The 15,508-nt window shown below is 70.7% G+C and carries 11 protein-coding genes and 1 pseudogene; 10 read left to right on the top strand and 2 right to left on the bottom strand.

Annotated elements, in window-relative coordinates; all coding sequences use genetic code 11:
• Positions 1-255 precede the first annotated feature (255 nt).
• Positions 256-1,482 carry an amidohydrolase family protein gene (locus ACFYP5_RS04510; RefSeq protein WP_389030331.1) on the top strand — a complete coding sequence of 409 codons (1,227 nt, stop codon included), beginning with the start codon at positions 256-258 and terminating at the stop codon, positions 1,480-1,482.
• A 105-nt stretch (positions 1,483-1,587) separates the two neighbouring features.
• Here ACFYP5_RS04510 and ACFYP5_RS04505 read toward each other — a convergent pair whose 3' ends face one another.
• Both ACFYP5_RS04505 and ACFYP5_RS04500 read right to left on the bottom strand, forming a co-directional pair.
• Positions 1,588-2,415 carry a MerR family transcriptional regulator gene (locus ACFYP5_RS04505; RefSeq protein WP_389030328.1) on the bottom strand — a complete coding sequence of 276 codons (828 nt, stop codon included), beginning with the start codon at positions 2,413-2,415 and terminating at the stop codon, positions 1,588-1,590.
• Between the two features lie 169 nt (positions 2,416-2,584).
• The gene (locus tag ACFYP5_RS04500; protein ID WP_003967102.1) at positions 2,585-2,788 is read right to left on the bottom strand and encodes a cold-shock protein; all 204 of its coding nucleotides are present in this window, start codon (positions 2,786-2,788) and stop codon (positions 2,585-2,587) included.
• 353 nt (positions 2,789-3,141) lie between these two features.
• On the opposite strand from ACFYP5_RS04500, the gene ACFYP5_RS04495 reads away from it, so the two are divergent.
• The 9 genes and pseudogenes from ACFYP5_RS04495 to ACFYP5_RS04455 all read left to right on the top strand — a co-directional run bounded on the left by ACFYP5_RS04495 (position 3,142) and on the right by ACFYP5_RS04455 (position 15,405).
• Complete coding sequence (locus ACFYP5_RS04495; RefSeq protein ID WP_389030325.1) at positions 3,142-4,020, top strand: menaquinone biosynthetic enzyme MqnA/MqnD family protein; 879 nt, start codon at positions 3,142-3,144, stop codon at positions 4,018-4,020.
• A gap of 389 nt (positions 4,021-4,409) precedes the next feature.
• Positions 4,410-6,173: a serine/threonine-protein kinase gene (locus ACFYP5_RS04490; protein WP_389030322.1), complete on the top strand. Its 1,764-nt coding sequence runs from the start codon at positions 4,410-4,412 to the stop codon at positions 6,171-6,173.
• A gap of 72 nt (positions 6,174-6,245) precedes the next feature.
• Complete coding sequence (gene mqnC, locus ACFYP5_RS04485; RefSeq protein WP_326605206.1) at positions 6,246-7,445, top strand: cyclic dehypoxanthinyl futalosine synthase; 1,200 nt, start codon at positions 6,246-6,248, stop codon at positions 7,443-7,445.
• Between the two features lie 7 nt (positions 7,446-7,452).
• Positions 7,453-8,106 carry a hypothetical protein gene (locus ACFYP5_RS04480; protein ID WP_389030318.1) on the top strand — a complete coding sequence of 218 codons (654 nt, stop codon included), beginning with the start codon at positions 7,453-7,455 and terminating at the stop codon, positions 8,104-8,106.
• Positions 8,107-8,404: 298 nt separating this feature from the next.
• On the top strand, positions 8,405-9,097 hold the full coding sequence (locus ACFYP5_RS04475) for a demethylmenaquinone methyltransferase (RefSeq protein ID WP_389030315.1): 693 nt from the start codon (positions 8,405-8,407) through the stop codon (positions 9,095-9,097).
• Between the two features lie 58 nt (positions 9,098-9,155).
• A pseudogene (locus ACFYP5_RS04470) lies at positions 9,156-9,386 on the top strand (zinc ribbon domain-containing protein); the annotation flags it as partial.
• Between the two features lie 57 nt (positions 9,387-9,443).
• Entirely contained in the window at positions 9,444-11,621 is a 2,178-nt protein-coding gene (locus ACFYP5_RS04465; protein ID WP_389030802.1) for a hypothetical protein, read from the top strand.
• A gap of 342 nt (positions 11,622-11,963) precedes the next feature.
• Complete coding sequence (locus ACFYP5_RS04460; RefSeq protein ID WP_389030312.1) at positions 11,964-13,247, top strand: geranylgeranyl reductase family protein; 1,284 nt, start codon at positions 11,964-11,966, stop codon at positions 13,245-13,247.
• A gap of 364 nt (positions 13,248-13,611) precedes the next feature.
• Positions 13,612-15,405 (top strand): FAD-dependent oxidoreductase, encoded by a 1,794-nt coding sequence (locus tag ACFYP5_RS04455; protein ID WP_389030308.1) that lies wholly within the window; start codon positions 13,612-13,614, stop codon positions 15,403-15,405.
• Positions 15,406-15,508 lie beyond the last annotated feature (103 nt).

The raw sequence follows: 15,508 nt of genomic DNA, 5'->3' as shown, positions 1-15,508 counted from the left end.
CCCCCTGTCCTGCTCGCCCCGCCAGTCCTGCCGGTCACGCCGGTGTTTCTGTCCGGAATGCCCGCTGGTGCACCCGTGTGCGCCGGGTGGATCCGGATTACGCCCTACCGTTGCTATCGCGCTCAACAGTCTGCCTTGTCATGGGCGGACACGTCAGCAGTGGGTGACTCTCTGCACAAGCCCTCGACAACGATCCGGAACGGGCCCCGGTCGAGGTAGCTGACGGTTCGTCAGATCGACGCTACCGTGGTAGGCATGGAGACCTTCCCGAAGATCATCTCGGTGGACGACCACACGGTGGAGCCCGCTCATGTCTGGCGGGACCGGCTCCCGTCCAGGTACCTCGACCGCGGCCCGCGCGTCGTCCGTGCCCCGTTGAAGGAAATGACCTTCATGGGCGGCAAGTTCGCACCGGTCATGGGTGCAAAGGGCGACGACGGCCCGATCGGCGACTGGTGGGTGTACGAGGATCTGCACCGGCCGCTCACCCGGCTCGACACGTCGGTCGGCTACGACAGGGACGAGATCAAGCTCGAAATCATCACGTACGAGCAGATGCGTCCTGGCTCGTTCTCGGTGCCCGACCGGCTTGCCGACATGGACATCAACCATGTCCAGTCCGCACTCTGCTTCCCGACCTTCCCGCGGTTCTGCGGCCAGACGTTCACCGAGGCGAAGGACCGGGAACTCGGACTGCTCGGCGTGCGCGCGTACAACGACTGGATGGTCGAGGAATGGTGCGGCCCCGAGGCGGGGGGCCGGCTGATCCCGCTCACCCTCGTCCCGCTGTGGGACGCGCAGCTCGCCGCCGATGAGGTCAGGCGGAACGCCACGCGAGGGGTGCGCGCCGTCGCGTTCTCCGAGATACCCCCACATCTCGGCCTTCCGTCGATACATACGGACGAGTGGGATCCGTTCCTGCGGGCCTGTGACGAGACGGGCACCGTGATCGCGATGCACATCGGCTCCTCCTCGAAGATGCCGTCCACCTCGGCCGATGCCCCGCCCGCGGTCGGCTCCACGATCACCTTCGCCAACTGCTGCTTCTCGATGGTCGACTGGCTGATGAGCGGCAAGTTCGAACGTTTCCCGGACCTCCGGATCATGTACGCGGAGGGCCAGATCGGCTGGATCCCGTACATCCTGGAGCGCGCCGACGTGGTCTGGGAGGAGAACCGGGCCTGGGGCGGGGTCGCCGACAAGGTGCACCGGCCGCCGTCGGAGCTGTTCACCGAGCATGTGTACGGCTGCTTCTTCGACGACGCCTTCGGGCTGAAGAACCTGGACGCGATCGGCGTCGGGAACGTGCTGTACGAGACGGACTACCCGCACTCGGACTCGACCTGGCCGAAGTCCCGTGAGGTCGGCGAGGCGCAGATGGGGCACCTGGACCCGGACGTGGTGGACCGGATCGTGCGCCGCAACGCGATCGACCTTCTGGGGCTCACGGCCGACGGGCTGTGGGCGGGGCCCGGGGCGTAGCACCGGGAGCTGCGGTGGGAGGCGGCCGGATGCGGGGTCGTGGGTGAACGTGACACCCGTACCGTCGTCACGTTCACCCACGGTTTCCAGTGGCCTCCCGCAGGATCAGGCCCTGGTCACCGGCTCCTGGAGCTCGGTCACCCACTTGTCCTTGTCCTCGGGGCACTCCAGATTGATCTCCCGGGTGTAGCCGAGCGACCGGTATCCATGGGCGTCCAGCCAGCGGGCCAGCGTCTGCTCGGTGATCAGGACCCCGTCCATCGAGCCGCGGTGGACGATGGTCGCCGCCTCGAACGCGGGCAGTTCCACCACCGTGACACCCGTGTCGCCGACCGGGCCGGCCGGCACCGAAACCGTCACGCCGGCGTGCACGACGATCGTTCCGGTGTCGTCCGGTGCGTCCTCGTACCGTGCGACGCCGGGACCGGTGGGCCTGATCCCGGCCGCCTCCAACAGCGGGAACAACCGGTCGTACAGCGGTCCGATCACCGGAGTGATGGCCTGCGGCTGATAGCTCGCCGCCGTTCCGGTCAGTTCCGCCACGCGTACGGCCGGAACGTTCTTGACCACAACCTCTTCAGCGGGCATGTGCCCCTCGCTCTCGATCGACCGGAGCCTCGCCTCGACCTGAGCCAGCCGGGTCGCCGCTGCCGCCATGGCAGCCTCCAGCTCCGCCTGCCGCAGCCGCAGCATTCCGCGCAACTCCTCGGGGCCGACCTGGTCGTCGAGGACGGCCTGCACCTGCTGGAGGTTGAAGCCGAGATCCTTCAGCGCGATGATGCGGTTGAGGCGGGCGAGCTGGGCGGCACCGTAGAAGCGGTAGCCGGTGGCCGGGTCGGTACGGTCGGGAGGCAGCAGTCCGATGGCGTCGTAGTGACGCAGCATCCGGGCCGACACCCGTCCGTACCTGGCGAAGTCTCCGATGGTGAACATGATGTCTCCCAGTGCACGGCCTCACACGGTGTCAAGGTCAAGCCTCTCGTCCGTGACGCCGGCACCGCGGCGGGGCGGCGAAAAGGCAGGAGCCCCGTTCCCCCGCCGAAGCGGAGGAGCGGGGCTCCTTGGGTACTACATGCCGGCCGCGATCGGCCGACCCGGGCAACTAGGCCGGGGTGACGTTCTCAGCCTGCGGGCCCTTCGGCCCCTGAGTGACGTCGAAGTTCACGACCTGGTTCTCCTCGAGGGAGCGGAACCCGGACGCGTTGATCGCGGAGTAGTGAACGAAGACATCCGGGCCGCCGCCGTCCTGGGCGATGAAGCCGAAGCCCTTTTCAGCGTTGAACCACTTGACGGTTCCGGTAGCCATAAGCCCTCCTTGGGCCAAAGGGTTGCCCTGCTCCAGAACCTGCAAAGAAGTCTGAAAACTACAAAAGCCTGCGGGTTACATGCTCCGCAGGCTCTGTACTGCAAGGGAAACCAAACTGCAACTTGGCGCTGAGCCTAGCACGCAGCATGTGCGGAGGGGTAGAGGGAAAGATCACTTCACTCGGACGTTTGATAGCCGTGCCGATGAGCTGACGAACATAGGGGCCAGGGGGTGCTCGGGAGGCGGTCGGGGGAGTGCTCGCGGAGCGGTCCGAGGCGCTCCGGAGAGCGGGATCGGGTGAGCCTCCGAGCCCCGGTGGCACCGGGCTCCCCGCGCGGGTCTAGCCTCGCGATGTGGACAATTCAACCGTCTCTCCCGCAGCAGGCGACGACCGTCGCAGCAGGCCGCGCGTCGGCCACATCCAGTTCCTGAACTGTCTCCCCCTCTACTGGGGCCTGGCACGGACCGGAACCCTGCTCGACCTGGAGCTGTCGAAGGACACCCCGGAGAAGCTCAGCGAGCAGCTGGTCCGAGGTGATCTCGACATCGGCCCCATCACCCTGGTCGAGTACCTGCGCAACGCCGACCAGCTCGTGGCCTTCCCCGACATCGCGGTCGGCTGCGACGGACCCGTCATGTCATGCGTGATCGTCTCCCAGCGGCCGCTGGAGGAGCTCGACGGTGCCCGGGTGGCGCTCGGTTCCACCTCGCGCACCTCGGTACGCCTCGCTCAGCTGCTGCTCGCCGAGCGCTACGAGGTCTCGCCGGACTACTACACCTGCCCGCCCGACCTCGGCCTGATGATGCAGGAGGCGGAAGCCGCCGTGCTCATCGGCGACGCCGCGCTGCGCGCATCGCTGCACGACGCGCCGCGGCTCGGCCTGCAGGTCCACGACCTCGGGCAGATGTGGAAGGAGTGGACGGGGCTGCCGTTCGTCTTCGCCGTCTGGGCGGCCCGCAAGGACTACCTGGCCGCCCACCCGGCCATGGTGAACGAGGTCCACCGGGCGTTCCTCGCCTCGCGCGACCTGTCCCTGGAAGAGGTCACCAAGGTCTCGGAGACCGCGGCGCGGTGGGAGGTCTTCGACGCGGAACTGCTGGAGCGGTACTTCACGACGCTGGACTTCCGCTTCGGCGCGGCCCAGCTGGAGGGTGTACGGGAGTTCGCGCGCCGGACGGGACCGACGAGCGGCTTCCCGGCAGATGTGAACGTCGAGCTGCTCGACCACTGATCCTTGCGGACGGGAAAGGGCCCGGCAATGGGTGAATCCTGAACCTTCTCCTGCCCTTCCCGCCCTGCCCGCGCCGGCGTTATTTATAGCCCGGTATTTATAGCCCGGTCCGGGGGATTCCCTCCCGGGGATTCCCTTCCGGCGAATGCCGCGAATGCCGCGACCGGCCACCCCGCACGCCTTATCCGAATAGCGGCCGGCGTCCGGGGTGCGTCCCGGTTGAGTGCAGGAGTCGTTCGAGTGAACGACACATTCGCGCCTTTTGCTGTGTCGAAAACCGCTGTTCGTTCCCATAGGGGCGAAATCGGCGGATGGTTTCTCTGTGACCGCGTGACCTTCGCCCCCTAGGCTTCGGTCGGAGGTCCGGCCGGTCCACAGGGGGAGTCCATATGCAGCCGCTGGAAGCCGGCGAGCCGCTCACCATCGGCGCCTACCGTCTGCTCGGCAGGCTCGGCGCGGGCGGCATGGGCCGGGTCTATCTGGGGCGCAGCGCGGGGGGACGTACCGTCGCGGTCAAGGTCGTCCATCCGCATTTCGCGCTCGACGAGCAGTTCCGGGCCCGGTTCCGCCTGGAGGTGGACGCGGCGCGGCGGATCGGGGCGCAGTGGACGGCGCCCGTCCTGGACGCCGACCCGGACGCGCCCGTGCCGTGGGTGGCCACCGGCTATGTCGCCGGGCCGCCACTGTCGGGGGCGGTCGCCGAGCACGGGCCGCTGCCGGAACAGTCGGTACGGACCCTGGGTGCCGGACTCGCGGAGGCGCTGGCAGCCGTGCACGGGCAGGGCCTCATCCATCGCGATGTGAAGCCGTCCAACGTGCTGCTCGCCCTGGACGGCCCCCGTCTGATCGACTTCGGCATCGCCCGGGCCATCGACGCCACCGCCTCGCTCACCTCCACCGGCGTCTCGGTCGGCTCGCCCGGCTACATGGCACCGGAGCAGATCCGGGGCCTGGACATCTCGGGCGCGGCCGACATGTTCTCGCTCGGTGCGGTGCTCGCGTACGCGGCGACGGGCCTCGCACCCTTCCTCGGCGACTCCTCGGCCGTGCTCCTCTACAAGGTGGTGCACGAGGAACCGGAGCTGGGAGAGATCGAGGGTGAACTGCGGGAGGTGATCGCCGCGTGTCTGGCGAAGGACCCGGCGCTCCGGCCCACCCCTTCGGAGCTGGCCCGGCGGCTGGCCCCGGACGGGGCGGCCGCGCGGGTGGCGGCGGGCTGGCTGCCCGGCACCCTGGTGCGTGAGCTCAGCCGGGCCGCGGTGGCGCTGCTGGACCTGGAACCGCAGGACGCGCCCGTGCAGTCGGGGCCGGTGCCGTTCAGCAACGCGTTCCTCGACGGCCAGGCCGACGGGACACCGGGTGGCGACGAGGCGCAGGCCGCGGGCCGGGCCGGCGCTGTGCTCGGGGTGTTCGGGCCGCCGATCGAGCCGGCCCTCCCTCCTCGGGCGTATGGGCCGGCCGGGGGCGTCGGGGACAACTCGACCGGGCTGCCCGGCCCCCGTACCCCCGACCCCCGCTTCTCCCTCACCGTCGGCGCCGGCTCCGGGCCCGCCCGCCCCGACCGGAACCACGGTCGCAGACTCAGTTGCACCGTCGCCCTCGCGGTGGCGGGCGCGCTCGCCGCCGTGACCGTGGGCAGCGCCTTCCTCTTCGATCTGTTGCCGGGCAGCGGTGGCGGTGACGCCGGGGGGCACGGCGGCGTGGCCCAGCCCCCGCCCACCACGTCCGACACCCGGCCGTCGACCCCGGCGGACGAGGGCAGCGCCCACCAGGTCGCCGCGCTGCCGAAGGCGTTCGTCGGCACCTGGAAGGGGCCGTTGACCGAGAAGACCACCGGACAACCGCACGGCACCCTCACCGCCGTGTTCACCGAGGGGAAGAAGGGCACGGACGTCGTCCGTATGAACACCACGGTCTCCACCCTCGGAGTGACCGTCAGCTGCAGCAGCATCGCCCGGCTCTCCTCGGGCACCGCCAAGGAACTGACGCTCCGGGAACGCACCGATCCGGACCGCCCCAACACCGCCGGGCTGTGCACGAGCACCACCACCGACGTCGTCTTCACCCTGGTCGGCGACGGCACACTGCGCTTCAAGTCGGAGGAGAGGGGCGCGGGCCTGCCGTACGGCACGCTCAGCCGGTCCGGCCGCTGACCCCGACAGGGGCTGGCGTAGGCTGAACCGGTCCGTAGATCCGTTGAAAAACCGCCGAAAGGTGACAGCCCGGTGACCGAGAAGGCCGACCTCCAGCCCATCCTCGACCGAGCCGCCGAGGGCGGGCGGATCACTCCGGAGGAGGCACTCGACCTCTACCGGTCGGCGCCGCTGCACGCACTGGGTGCGGCCGCGGACGCCGTGCGCCGCCGCCGTTACGCCGGTACGGAGCACATCGCGACGTACATCATCGAGCGCAACATCAACTACACCAACGTGTGCGTCACGGCCTGCAAGTTCTGCGCCTTCTACGCAGCGCCGAAGGACACCGCCAAGGGCTGGTCCCGCGACCTCGACGACATCCTGCGCCGCTGCGCGGAGACCGTCGAACTCGGCGGCACGCAGATCATGTTCCAGGGCGGACACCACCCGGACTACGGCGTCGAGTACTACGAGGAGCACTTCTCCGCGATCAAGAAGGCGTTCCCGCAGCTGGTGATCCACTCGCTGGGCGCCTCCGAGGTCGAGCACATGGCCCGGATCTCCAAGGTCTCCGTCGAGGAGGCCATCCAGCGGATCCACACCGCCGGTCTCGACTCCTTCGCGGGAGCCGGTGCCGAGCTGCTGCCGGCCCGGCCGCGCAAGGCGATCGCCCCGCTCAAGGAGTCCGGCGAGCGCTGGCTGGAGATCATGGAGGCGGCGCACCGGCTCGGTGTCGAGTCCACCTCCACCATGCTGATGGGCACCGGCGAGACCAACGCCGAGCGCATCGAGCACCTGCGGATGATCCGCGACGTACAGGACCGGACCGGTGGCTTCCGCGCGTTCATCCCGTACACGTACCAGCCGGAGAACAACCACCTGAAGGGCCGGACGCAGGCCACGCTCTTCGAGTACCTGCGGATGATCGCCATCGCCCGGCTCTTCCTCGACAACGTCGCGCACATCCAGGGCTCCTGGCTGACCACCGGCAAGGAGGTCGGCCAACTGTCGCTGCACTACGGCGCCGACGACCTCGGCTCGATCATGCTGGAGGAGAACGTCGTCTCCTCGGCGGGTGCCAAGCACCGCTCCAACCGGCTGGAGATCATCGACCTCATCCGCAAGGCGGGCCGCGTCCCGGCGCAGCGCGCCACGACGTACGAGCACCTCGTCGTCCACGACGACCCGGCGAACGACCCGGTCGACGAGCGCGTCGTCTCGCACATCTCGTCCACCGCGATCGAGGGCGGCACCGCGCATCCGGAGCTGAAGCTCCTGAGCGCCAACTGAGCCCGCATTGCTGACCGTTCATGCCGCGCCGCTGGTCCTTCCGGTCGGCGCGGCTGCCGTCCGGCAGGGCGCGGTGGCCGTGGACGGCGACCGGATCGTCGCGCTCGGCCCGTACGACGACGTCCTGGCCGCCCACCCGACGGCCCGCGTCCGCCGGTGGCCCGGCGTCATCACCCCCGGTCTGCGGCAGTGGCACGGCCTGTGGCTCCTCACCCGCTGCTACCACCCCGACCCGCGCGAGGCGGACGAGCTGGGCGACCGGCCCTTGTGGGGTGAGGCGTTCGAGCGGCTGGCCGCCGGGATGGACGCGACGCGGCGGGCGGGCAGCGTACGGCGTGGGCTGCAGCAGATGCTGCGGTACGGGACGACGCACCTCGCGGGCCGGTTCCACGACCCGGCCGTCCGTACCGCCGTGGCCCGCTCGGGGCTGACGGAGGTCTCGGCCGTCGGCGCCCCCGGCATCCTCGTCGGCGAACCGAGCCTGGACCCGTTCGCGGAGGGGCACGACCTGCCCGGTTCGACGCACGGCCCGCTCACCGTCGGCGGCCGCGCCGACCTCGCGGTCTTCGACGTCCCCGACGAGGCGGCGCTGTGCGCGGCGGGCGCGGGGACGTGTGTGGCCACGGTGCTGGGCGGGCGGCTGGTGTACCGGCGGCGCTGAGGGGCGTCCCGTAATCCCTGGCGGCGCGCAGGACGACAGCTACGGCACCTCGCCGCGTTGCCGGAACCCCGAACACGCCCATGAGGGCGCCCCTGCGCCTTGCGATGCATCGCCTCCGACGCTGCGTACCGGCACCCGTGTCGGGAGGTCCTGTCAGGTGCCACACCGTCCTGTCGAGGTTCCGGGCACGTCTCGTGGCCATGCCCCAGCCGGTGCCCGGTCAGGGGGAGGCCGACTTCCGGCGGGTCGGGTGCCGACCGGCGCGAGGCGCCGCCGGCCGGGCTGCTTGAATGGGTAGGTGACCCGAGCAACCCTGGACAAGCAGCCGCACGAAGTCGCCTCGATGTTCGACGACGTGGCGGCGAACTACGACCTCACCAACGATGTGCTGTCGCTCGGCCAGGCCCGGCTGTGGCGCAAGGAGGTCGCGAAGGCGGTGCACGCCCGCCCGGCAGAGAAGGTCCTCGACCTGGCCGCGGGCACGGCGACGTCCTCGCTGCCGTTCGCCGCGACCGGCGCGTACGTCGTGCCGTGCGACTTCTCCGTCGGGATGCTCCAGGTGGGCAAGAAGCGGCACTCCTGGCTGCCGTTCACCGCGGGCGACGCCACGAAACTGCCGTTCCGCGACGAGACGTTCGACGCGGTGACGATCTCCTTCGGGCTGCGCAACGTCCAGGACACGGATACGGCGCTGCGCGAGCTGTACCGGGTGACCAAGCCGGGCGGCCGGGTGGTGATCTGTGAGTTCTCGCAGCCGACCTGGGCGCCGTTCCGCACGGTCTACACCGAGTACCTGATGCGGGCACTGCCGCCGGTCGCGCGGGCCGTGTCGTCCAACCCCGACGCGTACGTCTATCTCGCCGAGTCCATCCGCGCCTGGCCCGACCAGCCCGGGCTCGCCCAGCTGCTGCAGAAGGCCGGCTGGTCGAAGGTGGCCTGGCGCAATCTCACCGGCGGTGTGGTGGCACTGCACCGGGGCGTACGCCCCTGACGCCTGCGGCGGTCGGGACGCGACGGTACCGAGGCGGCCCGGAGGCGGCGCTGCCGCGATGAACCGGGACGAGCCCCTGCGCGGACGGAAGTTGCCGGGTTCGGTGAATGCGGGAACCGGTGGGCGGGAAGATGTGTCCGTTGATACGGCACGCGTTTTCTCCGCTCCCGTGTGTCACCGGTTCTCTGTGTCCCCGTCGCCGCGCCGGAGTCCTCCCATGCCGCCGTCCTACTGCCCGCACTGCGGAACCGCCGCGCCCGAAGGGGCGCGCTTCTGCATGAGATGCGGGCGGGAACAGCCGACCGCGACGGGAGCAGGGACCCCTGTTCCTCCCGCGCTGCCGCCCATGGCCCCACCGCCCCGGCAGCCCGGCCACGCACCCGAACCGGCGCCGCCCGGTCACGCACCCGTCCGGCAGTCGCCCGCAGGCGAGTTCCTCGGCCGGGCGATGCGCGGCGACTGGGCGGGGTCGCTGAAGGCGGCCGCCTGGCCGACCGGGCTGATCCTGGCGCTCGCGGTGGCGCTGGCCGTCCCCTCGTACGGTCAGGGCGACGAGGTCGTCGTCGGCTGGAGCGACCGGCTGCGGATCGCACTCGCCATGCTGCTCCAGGCGTTCGGCGGCGGCTTCGAGGTCCGGGCGGCGGGGCCGGGCTCGCCGTACGGCTCCGGTTCCGACGGATCCGGGGGTTCCGACGCGTTCGGCGCCGGCTACGGGACCGCCGGACAGGCCGGCGCAACGCTCTCCCTCGTACCGCTCACCGTCACCGTGCTCTGGGTCGGTGCGCTGCTGCTCGCCTCCCGGGCGGCCCGCAAGCAGGGCGGCGGCATGGAGGCGGCGGTGCGGATCAGTGCCCTGGTCACCGGCGCGATCCTGGTCCTCGGACTGTTCGCCCAGCCGGACATCGCCGGGGTCTCGGTCTCGTCCTCCCCGCTGCTCGCGGCGCTCGGCGCGCTCGTCCTCTCGCTGCTCGTCACCGGCGGCGTTCTGCAGCAGGACGTGGCGGCCCAGTGGCTGGCGCAGCGCCCTGCCGCGCATGCCGTGGTCCGTGCGACGGGCACGGCGGTCCGGGCGCTCGGAGCGGTGATCGCGCTCTGCGCGCTGATCGGGTTCGTCGCGTACGCCAACGCCGACGGGGTGGACGGCACGGCCATGCTGCTCGCACTGCCGGTGCTGCCCAACATCGGTCTGGCGGTGCTCGGGGTGAGCTGGGGCGCCCCGGTCGAGTACGACGTGCGCGGCGAGTTCGGCTGGTTCGGCGCCGGGATGGAGCACGGCGGCTTCGGACTCCCCGAGTTGGGCGACGCGGTGAACGGGTGGGCGGTGACCGGTGCGGTGCTGACCGGCCTCGTCTGCGCGCTGTACGCCGGTGTGTCGGCCGCCCGCCGGTCGGTGGAGCGGCGCGAACAGGCCATCACCGGTGGACTGTTCCTCGTGCTGTATCTGCTGCTCACCGGGTTGAGCGGGGTGTCCGCGGAGCTCTCGGGCGATGTCGCCGGTGTGGGCGGTCAGGGCATGGCGGAGATCGCCCCGAGCGTGCCGGACGCGCTGCTCTTCGGGCTGCTGTGGGTGGGGGGAGCGGTGCTGGTGGCGCCGCATCTGCTGCGGCTGGTGGGGCGTCCGGCCGGCACTCCGGCGCCGGCGCCGGAGTGGGTCCCCGGAACACAGCCTCAGCCTCCCGCCTGGAACCCGCCGCCGCAGACACCGCCCACGACCGTCCCCACGGCCACCCCCCAGCCCGCGCCGTACGCCCCGTACGATCCGCGGACCGTGCACCTCGGCCCCGCGGTGGCAGCCACCGCAACGGCCGCCACCGCCGCCCGCAGGCGCTCCGTCGTCGTCTGGAGCGTGACCCTTGTCGCGGCCGTCGTGCTGGGCGCCGGGGCCACCGCCGGAGTCCTGTTCCTCAAGAACGACAGGAGCGACGACCGGCGGCCGCCCGCTGCGGCCGCCGAGGACGACAGGCCCGCGGCGTCCGGGAGCAGTGACAGCGCGCCCCCCGAAGCCGGCCCGACGCCGTCCCCGACCACGTCCCCCACAGCGTCCGCGACCACGCCCCCCGCCGCGCCCACCGTCCCCGACGGCTACCGCATGGTCTCCGACAGCGCCGGCTTCTCCTTCGCCGTTCCGGTCCGGTGGGACCGGGAGAGCGAGAAGAACCATCAGATCACGTACGCCGGTTCCACCGGCCGGGCCGAGCTGAAGGTCGGCGTCATCCGCAATGCCCCGTACACCTCGTACGAGAACTTCCGGAACCTGGAGCGGACCGCCGACGCCAACCAGAAGAACTACCGGCGGCTGCAGCTCGGTGCCAACACCTTCCAGGGACTCCAGGGCGCGATCTGGGAGTACACGTACGAGGACAAGCAGAGCGGCGAGACGATCCACGCGATCGACCAGAGCTACATCGCCGACGACGGCACCGAGTACGCGATCTACACCACCGAGCGCGACCGCTACTGGCCGGACGCCCGGCAGATCTTCGACACCGCCCTGTCCACCTGGATGCTCAACGACCTCGACTGATCCGGCTCGTCACGCTTCCGGCGCCGGCCGGAAGCACTGCACCACCTGTCCCGAACGCTCGGTCGTGAAGGTCGCGAGCCCGGGGAGGCGCGGCCCACTCCTCGTACAGCGAGAGCTCCGCCGACGCACCGCCGGAGAACTCCACGACCTCGGGGTCGTCGAACGCCCGGTGCCAGGAGAGGGCGGCCTCGTCCGCCGGGACACGCAGCTGCACGGACGGGGGCGGCGGGGGCCGCGGCCGCCATCGGGGAGCCCTTCGGAAGGTTGGTCAGCGGGCCCCCATAGACTGCACGGGACATGTGCCGCGCGGCACGCGATTTCGAGTCTTCGGGAGATCCGACCGTGACCGAGCCCCTCTCCGAACACAGCGCGGATGTGATCGTCGTCGGGGCAGGCCCAGCCGGCTCCACGACCGCGTACTACCTCGCCAAGGCCGGACTCGACGTCCTCCTGCTGGAGAAGACCGCCTTCCCGCGCGAGAAGGTGTGCGGCGACGGCCTCACCCCGCGAGCCACCAAGCAGCTCGTCTCCATGGGTATCGACATCTCCGAAGAGGCCGGCTGGCTGCGCAACAAGGGTCTGCGCATCATCGGCGGCGGCGTCCGCCTCCAGCTGGACTGGCCGGACCTCGCCTCGTACCCGGACTATGGTCTGGTCCGCAAGCGCGACGACTTCGACGAGCAGTTGGCCCGCCAGGCACAGAAGGCGGGCGCGCGGCTGTACGAGCGCTGCAACGTCGGCGCCCCGATCGTCGACGCGCGCACCGGTCACATCACCGGGGTGAACGCGAAGCTCGGCGAGGAGAAGACCCCGGTCACCTTCCACGCTCCGCTCGTCGTCGCCGCCGACGGCAACTCCACCCGGCTGTCGCTCGCCATGGGCCTGCACCGCCGCGAGGACCGCCCGATGGGTGTGGCGGTGCGTACGTACTTCACCTCGCCACGGCACGACGACGACTACCTGGAGTCCTGGCTGGAACTGTGGGACCGGCGCGGCCCCCAGGACCGGCTGCTGCCCGGCTACGGCTGGATCTTCGGCATGGGCGACGGCACGTCCAACGTCGGTCTCGGCATCCTCAACTCGTCGTCCGCGTTCAAGGAGCTGGACTGGCGTGAGGTCCTCAAGGCGTGGTGCGCCTCGATGCCCGCCGACTGGGGCTACACCGAGGAGAACATGACGGGCCCGATCCGCGGCGCCGCGCTCCCGATGGCCTTCAACCGCCAGCCGCACTACACCAAGGGTCTGCTGCTCGTCGGCGACGCGGGCGGCATGGTCAACCCGTTCAACGGCGAAGGCATCGCATACGCCATGGAGTCGGGCCAGATCGCCGCGGACGTCATCGTCCAGGCGCACGCCCGCGCGACCCCGGCCCAGCGCGAACTTGCACTGCACAGCTATCCGAAGATCCTCAAGGAGACCTACGGCGGCTACTACACGATGGGCCGGGCCTTCGTGAAGCTGATCGGCAACCCGAAGGTCATGAAGATCGCCACGCAGCGTGGTCTGACGCACCCGGTGCTGATGAAGTTCACGCTGAAGATGCTGGCCAACCTCACCGACCCGACGGGCGGCGACGCGATGGACCGCATCATCAACGGCCTGGCGAAGGTGGCCCCGAGCTCCTGAGCCGGGATGACGGCCCACGTCCTCCAGGGCGTGGGCCGCGGCGACCTCGTCGGCGACGGCGCACCGCTGTCCGGGAGGCGCGGCCGGGTGCGCATCCGCCTTGGACAACCCCTCGCGCTTCAGGTGGATGACCGCCCGCTGCATGCCGGACCGGCCGGGCAGCGGGCTACGTCCCGCCTCGCCCGGTGGGCGTATTCACGTGCGGGGCAAGGGAGTTGAAGCCACCGAGACCGGCCGTCACGGGCGCGGTGCGAACGGTGGGTGAGGATGCTGTGGCCCTTCCCGCGCACCGGCTTCCCGTGTGCAAGGCCCGTCCCTACCCTCACGCAGTCATGGCAGACGTATCCGAAGCGGAGGCTTCTTCATGACTCAGGGACATACCCGCAGACGGTTCCTGGCGGGCACCGGCGGGGCACTCGGCACCGCCGCGCTGTGGCCGGCGGGCCGTGCGGAGGCCGCAGGGGACGCAGAGGACGCCGAGGGCAAGCGCGTGGCGGTGCTGGGCGGCGGGGTGTCGGGTCTGAGCGCCGCCCACGAGCTCGTCGAGCGCGGTTACGCCGTGACCGTCTACGAGTACTACGACGTCCTCGGCGGCAAGGCACGCTCCATGGATGTGCCCGGCACCGGCGAGGGCGGGCGCAAGCCGCTCCCCGGTGAACACGGATTCCGGTTCGTCCCCGGCTTCTACCGCAACCTCCCCGACACGCTGCGCCGCATCCCGTTCGCCGGCAACGCGCAGGGCGTCCACGACAATCTGCGTGCCGGCACCGAGACCCTCTTCGCCCGCTCCGACGGCCGCGCCGACCTGCACTTCCCGCTGCGCCGGGTCACCACCCCGCCGCGGCCGCAGGACATCACTCCCGGCTGGATCCGTGACCAGCTGCTCGCCGCCCTCCAGCTGGCCACCAACATGCCCGCCCATGAGCTCGGCTACTTCGTCAACCGGCTGCTCGTCTTCCTCACCAGCTGCGAGCTGCGCCGCGACCAGCAGTGGGAGAAGGTCCCCTGGTGGGACTTCATCCGCGCGGAGGACTTCAGCGAGGAGTACCGCCGCTTCTTCGGCATCGGGCAGAGCCGCAACCTCACCGCCACCAAGGCGGAGGAGTCCTCCACCCGCACCGTCGCCGGCGTCTACATGGAGAATTTCCTGGTCTTCGGGCTGCTGGGCCTCGGGCACGACGGCGATGTCGACCGGGTGCTCAACGGCCCGACCAACGAGGCATGGCTCGACCCCTGGGTGGCCCGTCTGCGCTCACTCGGCGTGGAATTCGTCCTCTCCACGCGGGTGCACGACGTGCTCTACAGCGGTGGGCAGGTCACCGGCGTGCGGGTGAGCTCGGCCGACGGCGCCGGCAACCGGGTTGTCACCGCCGATCACTACATCAGCGCGCTGCCCGTCGAGCACGCGCGACCGACGTGGGGGGCGGCTCTGCGCGCCGCCGATCCCCAGCTCGGGCGCTGCGACGCGCTGCGTACCGACTGGATGGTGGGGGTGCAGTTCTACATGCGCACCCCGAGCCCCATGGTCAACGGACACGTCAACTGTCTGGACTCGCCCTGGTCCGTCACCGCGGTCGGGCAGGCGCAGTTCTGGGACGCGCACGACTTCTCCGCCGAATACGGGGACGGACGCGCCGTCGACTGCGTCTCGGCGATCGCCTCCGAGTGGGACAAGCCGGGCATCCTCTACGGGAAGACAGCCAAGCAGTGCACCCGTGAGGAGTTCGTGGCCGAGGTCTGGGCCCAACTCACCGACGCGGTCGGGATCGCGGGCGACCCGGGACTGAAGGACGAGGACCGGCTGGGCTGGTTCCTGGACCCCGCGGTCACCGGTATGGGCGGGCCCGAGCCGGCCAACCGCGAGCAACTGCTCATCCACCCGACCGGCTCGCTCTACAACCGGCCGTCGGCCAGGACGGCAGTGCCCAACTTCTTCCTGGCCGGCGACTACATCCGTACCGGAATGAACCTGGCGTCCATGGAGGGGGCCAACGAGGCGGCCCGGCACGCCGTCAATGCTCTGCTCGACGCCGACGGCTCGACCACGGAGCGCTGCACGACCTGGGGTCACTACCGGCCGCCCGAGCTGGAGCCCCTCAAGCGCATCGACGAGGTGCGCTTCGGGCTGGGGCTTCCGAACACCTTCGACCTGGGGTGAGCGCGGGGGCGGCCGGGGCGGACCGTACGGCTGAGGGCCGTCACTCCCGAGCGGGGAGTGACGGCCCTCAGCCGGATCACATGCGCTTGTGAATCCGAGAACT

It is taken from the genome of Streptomyces sp. NPDC005262 (assembly GCF_042872425.1).
GTDB lineage: Bacteria > Actinomycetota > Actinomycetes > Streptomycetales > Streptomycetaceae > Streptomyces.
The sequence above is the reverse complement of the archived record's forward strand: the minus strand, read 5'-3'. Positions and strand labels throughout refer to the sequence as shown.